Below are 2,556 nucleotides of genomic sequence, written 5' to 3'. Positions count from 1 at the left end.
TGGCCCACCCACGCCATCCGCCCATCCACCCGCAGCCGCGCCATCAGCCGCTCATATACCGTGCGCAAATGCGTCACATCGGCGGCGGCGTAATCCACCTGCGCCTTGGTCAACGGGCGTGCAGACCAGTCAGAGAAGCGGTGCGCCTTGTCGATATGCCCGCCGGTGAGCGCCTGCACCAGCGCGTCGTAGCCCACCTGGTCGCCAAACCCCGCCACCATCGCCGCCACCTGGGTATCAAACAGGTTCAGCGGCACCGCATCGAACATCAGCAGAAATATTTCCACATCCTGGCGGCAGGCGTGGAATACCTTCACCACATCGGGCTTGGCGAGCAGCACGCCCAGCGGGGCAAGGTCAATGCCCTTCGCCTGTGCGTCCACCACCGCCACATCGCGGGTTCCCGCCAGCTGCACCAGGCAAAGCTCGGGATAATACGTTCGCTCGCGCATGAACTCGGTGTCCACGGTCACGAATTCCTCGGTGCTCAGCCGCGCGCACAGGGCGGCCAGCTCGTCGGTTGTGGTAATGAAGGCCGTTTGGATGTCACTCATAATCTCTCCTTAATCACCCCCCGGCTTGACAGGGAAGAGGCCCCGGTTTCATTCGCCTCTCATGCAACACTCTCATCCCTACCGCACCCACAACTGCGCCGCCCTGCGGTCAGCGAATATCGGCCAAACCGCCCGGATTTCCGGCTGGGTCCACGCCAAGCGCGACCACGGCGGCCTGCTGTTCATAGACCTTCGCGACCATTTCGGCCTCACCCAATGCGTGTTCGCGGCCGGCTCCGCCCCCTTTGCCGCGGCGGAGTCGCTGCGCGTTGAGTCCGTGGTCACCCTCACCGGCACGGTCGTGGAACGCGCACCAGGCACCACCAACCCGAAACTCCCCACCGGGGAGATCGAGCTGCGGGTGGAAGACCTGCTCGTGCAATCCACCGCCGATGTCCTGCCCCTCCAGGTCGCCGGGCATGAGAGCTACCCTGACGAGCTTCGCCTCAAATACCGCTTTCTCGATCTGCGGCGCGAGCAGGTGCACAAAAACATCATGCTGCGCGCCGGCGTCATCGCTTCCTTCCGCCGCCGCATGATCGAGGCCGATTTCACCGAGTTCCAAACCCCGATCCTCACCGCCTCGTCCCCTGAGGGCGCGCGCGACTTCCTGGTCCCCTCGCGCAACCATCCGGGCAAGTTCTACGCGCTGCCCCAGGCGCCGCAGCAGTTCAAGCAGCTGCTCATGGTCGCCGGGTTTGACCGTTACTTCCAGATCGCCCCCTGCTTCCGCGACGAGGCCTCCCGCGCTGACCGTTCCCCAGGCGAGTTCTACCAGCTCGACTTCGAAATGAGCTTCGTCACCCAGGAGGATGTGTTCAACACCATCGAGCCGATCCTGCTTGGTGTATTCTCTGAATTTGCCAATGGCCGCGAGATCGATCTCGACGTCAAACGCATCCCCTACGATGAATCCCTGCTCAAATACGGCTCCGACAAGCCCGATCTGCGCAACCCGATCATCATCTCCGACGTCACCGAAGCCTTCCGCGGCTCCTCCTTTGGCCTGTTCGCCAAAATCATCGAGGGCGGCGGCATCGTGCGCGCCATTCCAGCACCTGGGGCCGGCGCCAACCCGCGCTCCTTTTTTGACAAGCTGAACGAATGGGCACGCGCCGAAGGGGCGGGCGGTTTGGGCTACATCACCTTCTCCGACGCCGGGCCGCAGGGGCCGATTGCCAAAAACCTCTCGCCTGAGCGGGCCGAACAAATCCGCGCCGCCTGTGGCCTGAAAGCCGGTGACGCCGTGTTCTTCGCCGCCGGCAAAGAGCTGGACGCCGCCAAATTCGCAGGCACCGTGCGCACCAAGCTGGGCCACGACCTCAGCCTCATCGATTCCAAAAAATTCAAATTCTGCTGGATCGTCGATTTCCCGATGTACGAATACGACGAAGAGGCCAAACAAATCGTATTCTCCCACAACCCCTTCTCCATGCCCCAGGGCGGGATGGACGCGCTCCAGAACCAGGACCCGCTGACCATCAAAGCCTTCCAGTATGACATCGTCTGCAACGGCATCGAGCTTTCCTCCGGCGCCATCCGCAACCACCGGCCGGACATCATGCTGAAAGCCTTCGAGATCGCAGGTTACGGACCAGAAGAAGTCGAAGCCCGCTTCGGCGGCATGCTCAATGCCTTCCGCTACGGCGCCCCGCCGCATGGCGGCTCCGCCCCGGGGATTGACCGCATCGTCATGCTCCTGGCCGATGAGCCCAACATCCGCGAGGTCATCGCCTTCCCGCTCAACCAGCAGGGCGAGGATCTGATGATGGGCGCCCCCGCGCCCATCGCCGCCCCACGGCTGAAGGAGCTCTCCATCGCTTTGGCCCTGCCGCCAAAAGTGGTGAAGAGCTGAGCAAAACACCGCCCGTCCGCCTCCCGGGGCCGGACGGGCAATCACCCTCTAGTGTCCTGCCCCTGAAGTCCGCTGCATCTCGCCGCGGACGGAAGGGACAAGCAGGCCACTGAAAACAAAGCGCGCGTGTCCCGCGCGGGAAGATAT

2 protein-coding genes are annotated in these 2,556 nt (G+C 63.4%); one reads left to right on the top strand and one right to left on the bottom strand.

What is annotated here, in order from left to right; all coding sequences use genetic code 11:
- Window positions 1-554 (bottom strand): ribonuclease D (locus HKL97_RS00780; RefSeq protein WP_408820523.1); only part of this gene is annotated, 554 nt, incomplete at its 3' end.
- Between the two features lie 61 nt (window positions 555-615).
- Between HKL97_RS00780 and aspS the strand changes: the two genes are divergently transcribed.
- A complete protein-coding gene (aspS, locus tag HKL97_RS00775) occupies window positions 616-2,409 on the top strand; it encodes an aspartate--tRNA ligase (RefSeq protein ID WP_291421881.1) in 1,794 nt (597 codons plus the stop codon).
- The last annotated feature ends 147 nt before the right edge of the window (window positions 2,410-2,556 follow it).

Origin of the sequence: Acidocella sp., from assembly GCF_013044125.1 — a bacterium.
Lineage (GTDB): Bacteria > Pseudomonadota > Alphaproteobacteria > Acetobacterales > Acetobacteraceae > Acidocella.
This window is presented reverse-complemented; position numbering and strand designations above follow the sequence as displayed.